This window comes from Streptomyces roseicoloratus (assembly GCF_004117935.1).
Classification (GTDB): Bacteria; Actinomycetota; Actinomycetes; order Streptomycetales; family Streptomycetaceae; genus Streptomyces; species Streptomyces roseicoloratus.
This window is the reverse complement of the sequence record NZ_SDOY01000107.1, coordinates 1-4,947: the sequence shown is the minus strand read 5'-3', so window position 1 is coordinate 4,947 and position 4,947 is coordinate 1. Positions and strand designations below refer to the sequence as shown.

Genomic DNA, 4,947 nt, shown 5'->3' with positions numbered 1-4,947 from the left:
TGTACGTGTTCATCGACGACCATGTGGCGCCTTGTCGCCGGATCGGGCGACCCCCGAAACTCACGGACGCCGAACTGCTGTGCCTGGCCGTCGCCCAGGTCCTGCTCGGCTTCCCCTCGGCCCGGCACTGGATCCGCTTCGCGCATGCCCGGCTGGGACACCTGTTCCGCTACCTGCCCCAGCAGTCCGCCTACAACAAGCGCCTCAACGCCGCAGGTCCGCTGATCAGCCAGGTGATCGAGGCACTGGCCCGGCAGGTGCCGACCTGGAACGACGACCTGCGGCTGATCGACTCCACCCCGCTGCCCTGCGCGGCCTCCCGCGAGACCGTCAAACGCTCCGAACTGGCCGGGCACTGCGGATACGGCTACTGCCGCAGCCACTCCCGCTTCTTCTGGGGCTTCCGGCTCTACCTGGTCACCACCGCCGAGGGCATGCCCGTCACCTGGTGTCTGGCCAACCCGAAGATCGGCGAGCGGGAGGTGATGGCCGCCCTGCTCGAACACGACCACCACCTCGTCCGCCAAGGGCAGGTGATCCTCGCCGACAAGGGCTTTGCCGGGAAGGAGTTCGAGACCTTCGTCAGCGAGCGCCTCGGCGCCCACCTCGTGCGGCCGGACCGCAAGGACGAACCGGTCCGGCACGGGAAGATCGCCCGGGTCCGACAGTGGATCGAGGCCGTCATCGACACCCTCAAAGGCCAGCTCAGCCTCGAACACCACGGCGGCAGAACCCCGGCCGGTGTCTTCGCCCGCACCGGACAACGACTCCTCGCCCTGGCCGCCGGCATCTGGCACAACTGGACCACCGGCGCCGCAGTCAAACGCTCACTGATCGCCTACGACCACTGAAAACATCGGACTCATTCATCTAGGACTGCCCGCCGCCGTCCGCGCCCGTCGTCTTCAGGGCCAGCCACAGTTCCATCCGGACGTCCGGATCGTCCAGCGAGCGGCCGAGGATCTCCTCCACGCGGCGCATCCGGTAGCGCAGGGTGTGGCGGTGGACGCCCAGGTCGGCGGCGGCCGCGTCCCACTGGCCGTGGCGGGAGAGCCAGGCGCGCAGGGAGGCCACCAGGTCGCCGCGGCCGGTCGCGTCGTGTTCGTACAGGGCCCGCAGCAGCCCGTCGGCGAAGGCGCGGACCGCGTCGTCGGCGAGGAGCGGCAGGACCGAGCCGGACGCCAGCTCCTCGTGCTCGACCAGCGCGCGACCGCGCCGCCGGGCCACCGACAGCGCCTGCTCGGCCTGCTTGTACGCGGCGGCCGCGGCGATCGGACCGGTCGGGGCCGAGAGCCCCACCACCAGGCCGGCGTCCTCCGCCTCCCGCGTCGCGTACGCCGCGCACGCGGTGACCACCGCTCCCGCGTCACCGGCCAGGACCACCAGCCGTTCCCCGCCCTCCGGGCCCTCCGGCACGGTCAGCACCGACTCGCCCGCGCGCGCCGCCGCGGCCTCCAGCGTCTCGGCGAACGCCGCGAGCGGCGGCTCGCCCTCCTTCGGCTCGGCCGAGGCGGCCGGCTCCGCGATCAGCAGCCGGAACGGCGCGTCGAGCAGCCCGCCGTACAGGTCGCCCGCCACGCCGCGCGCGTGGTCCGGCTGACCGGCGAGCAGCATCCGCAGCACCGCCGCGCCGAGCCGCTGCTCGGCGGCCTGGAGCGAGCGCGAGCGTTCGGTGGTGAGGGTGAGCAGGGCGATCGCGGAGTGCACGGCGTAGCGCTCGGCCGTGCCGAGGGGCGCGCCCGTGCCGACGGCGAGGGCGCCGCGCACCCGGCGCCCGGAGCCGAGCGACTGCAGCTCGACCCGGTCGTCCGTGCCGCCGACGACGGCGCTGGCGGGCGCGGGCCGTTCCCGGAGCCGTTCCACGTCGGAGGTGAGCCGGGCGGCCCGGCGGGCCGCCCACTCGGGCGCGGCGGCGAGCACGGTGCCGGAGGTGTCGTACAGCGCGGCCCAGCCGTCGACGTGCGCGGCGAGCCGGGCGACGACGGCGTCGGGGCCCTCGGCGAGCGCGGCCCTGGTCAGTTCGCGCTGCGCCTCGAAACCGGCGGTCACCGCCCGGTACTGGTCGGCGGCGATGGCGGCGGACACGGCCTTGCTGATGGCGAGGAACGGCGTCCGCCGCGGCACTTCGAGCAGTGGCAGGTGCTCCTCGCGGGCCGCTTCGAGCAGCGCGGCCGGGATGTCCTCGTAGTTGACGCCGACGGCGAAGCCGAGCCCGACGACACCGGCGCCGAGCAGTCGGCGCACGTAGCGCCCCATCGCCTCGGGGTCCTCGGCGTCGAGGGTGAGGGCGGTGGTGAGCAGCAGTTCGCCGCCCTCCATGTAGGGGACGGGATCGGTGAGCTCGCTGACGTGCGCCCAGCGCACGGGGGTGTCGAGGCGGTCCTCACCGGCACGGACGGTGAGCTTGAGCGCCGAGTGCTGGACGAGCGAGGCGAGGGTGGGCGGCATTGGGGACCGTCGGACCTTTGAGGTTCTGGGGAGGGTGACGCCGTCGGGGTGGGGGGTGCGTCGGGCGGGGAGGCGGCCGCCGGTGGGGGCGGCGTGTCCCCGATTCTGCCAGCCCGCACCGGGCCCCGCCCCCCGCCCGTACGGGCCCGGCCTCCCTGCTTCCCTCCTCAGCCGCGCAGGTCCACCAGGAGCGGCGGGGTGCGCTCGCCGCCGACGTGGGTGAGGGACAGGACGGCGTGGCCGGGCGGCACGGCGTGGGCGAGGTCGGAGGCCGACCAGCGCTCGCGCTCGACCTCGCGCACCGTCACCGCCTCCGTCGTGACCGCCTTGCCGGTCATCAGCTTGCGGAGGGCGTGGAAGGCCCGGGTCATCGGCTGGTCGGCGAAGACGGTGTGGTGGGCGACCTCGGTGGTCTCGACCCGCTCCGTGCCCCACGCCTCGGCGAAGGCCCGGCCGTCCCAGTTGGGGATGCCCGCGAACGCCATCCGGCAGCCGACCACCGCGAGCAGCGGCCCGTGCAGCGCGGCCGGCACCTCCGCGAGGGTACGGAGGGCGAGGACGACACCGGCGTTCTGCGGGCGCAGCCGCTGCAGGGCCCGTACGGTCCCGGCGGTGAGCGCGCCGGCGGCGTCGTCGAGGACCAGGCAGGCGAAGTGGCCGCGCGCGGAGCGCCCCCGGTCCCGTACGACGGACTGGAACTGGGCGAGCAGCAGCCGGTTGAGGAGCCGCGCGGCCTCCTCGTGGGCACCGTCGGGCAGGCCGATCCGTACCCGTACGGGGTGCTGGGCGACGGCCCGCAGCGAGAACGGGCGGCTTCCGTCGGCGCCGCCGCCGAAGAATTCGGCGAACACCGGCCGGTCGAGCGCCGAGAGGCGGTCGGCGAGGACCGGACCGAGGTCGGTGGCGGTGCCGACCTGGCGGATCCGGGACTCCAGTTCGCGCCGCATCGTCTGGGCCGAGGCGTCCTCGGGCAGCAGGTCGAGCAGGGTCCGCAGGGTCTCGGGGCGGGCCTCCAGGAGTTCGCGGAGCACCGGGACGGTGGGGAAGCGGCCGTACGCGGCCCGGTAGGGGCCGATGAGCTGGGCGATGACGGTGGCGGCGCGGCGGGTCTCCACGCCGTCCACGTCGCCGACGAGCCCTTCGGCGAGGAAGGCGGCGGCCTCGTCGGGGTCGGTCGCGCCCGCGTAGAGGTCGAGGTCGTACGGCGAGGACGGGTCGCCCAGCCGGATCACGACGTCGTACGCCGCGTCGGGGCCGAGCGGGGCGCCGGCCGCGGCGACGGCGACGACGGAGCAGCCGCCCGCGAGGGCCTGCAGGGTGAGCGACTCGGTGACCGGGGCGACGAGCGAGCGGGTCTTGCCGGAGCCGGAGGGGCCGACGGCGAGCAGCGAGGTGCCGAGGAGGCCCGGTTCGAGGGCGAGACCGGCCTGGTGGTAGTCGCGGGGCGTGCGCTCGCCGGCCGGGTAACGCCCGACGCGGACCTGGCCGAGGAGCAGGTCGTGCGCGGCCGTCCGGCCGGGCAGGTCGCGGTCGCCGGAGGGGTGGCCTCCGGCGGCCGGGCCCTCGCGGAGCAGCGTGCCGACGAGGGCGGAGCGGCGCGCGGCGTCGTGGCCGGCGTCCTGCCAGGCGCGCCGGACGCGGGCGCAGTCGACGTCGTTCATCCGGCCGTCGGCGACGGCGGCGGCGAGCAGCTCGGCGGCCTGCCGCTCGCCCGCCTCGCGCAGCTCGGGCCACTGGGAGCGGGGGACGGCGGGCGCGTCGGGGCCGGCGGACGCGGCCCGTGCGGCCGCGGCGGCCGCGGTCTTGCCGGTGCGGCGGGCCCGCACGAGGCCCTTCCAGTCGCCGAGCCGGGCGAACGGCCAGAGGACGAGGAGGGTGATCAGCGTGTAGAGGGTGTAGACGGCGAAGGGCGAGGTGAAGACGTCGAAGCCGCCGGTGAGCAGGGCGACGAGCGCGAGTACGGGCGACACGACGGGCAGCGGGTCCCAGTCGAGGCCGAAGGCCTCGGGCCAGACGAGGACGAGGGTGCCGAGGGCCATGGCGCCCGCGAGCGCGGCGCGGGCGCCGGTGCGGAACCGGCCCACGTAGTGCCGGACGATCGTGCGCCAGGAGCCGAGGAAGCCGATGGCGGCCACGAGGACGAGGAGGAACACGCCGTCGTACATGGCGCGGGCGGCCTGGCCGTGCCAGTCCACGGGGGCGGTGGTGGCGGGGTACCACCAGTCGCGGGGCGTGAGCAGCCACAGGAACTCGGTCTTGTACGGGAAGACCTCGGAGCGCCAGGCGGACCAGGCGAGCAGTCCGATCGCGACGGGGATCAGCATCCCGGCGAGGGTGACGGGCGCGAGCCGTTCGGGCCCCTCGGGCCCGGGCGGCACGTGCCGGAACCGCCAGATCCCGGGCCCCGCCTCCGGCCGCGGCGCGTCGAGCCACTCGGCCACCGCACTCGCGGCGCGCGGTGCCGTGGCGGGCCGCGGCGGCACGGCAGCGGGCGGCGCG

3 protein-coding genes are annotated in these 4,947 nt (G+C 75.6%); 1 reads left to right on the top strand and 2 read right to left on the bottom strand.

Annotated elements, in window-relative coordinates:
- The coding region (locus tag ESG85_RS11920) for an IS982 family transposase (RefSeq protein WP_128978292.1) at window positions 1-851 on the top strand (851 nt) is incomplete at its 5' end.
- Between the two features lie 19 nt (window positions 852-870).
- Here ESG85_RS11920 and ESG85_RS11915 read toward each other — a convergent pair.
- Together ESG85_RS11915 and ESG85_RS11910 are read right to left on the bottom strand one after the other, a co-directional pair.
- Complete coding sequence (locus ESG85_RS11915; protein WP_128978290.1) at window positions 871-2,448, bottom strand: PucR family transcriptional regulator; 1,578 nt, start codon at window positions 2,446-2,448, stop codon at window positions 871-873.
- A 167-nt stretch (window positions 2,449-2,615) separates the two neighbouring features.
- A partial coding sequence (locus ESG85_RS11910) for a type IV secretory system conjugative DNA transfer family protein (protein ID WP_425471206.1) occupies window positions 2,616-4,947 on the bottom strand: 2,332 nt, incomplete at its 5' end.

Excerpts from the sequence above, each read along its gene's own strand:
- ESG85_RS11915 (WP_128978290.1), bottom strand. The coding sequence starts at position 2,448 with ATGCCGCCCACCCTCGCCTCGCTCGTCCAGCACTCGGCGCTCAAGCTC.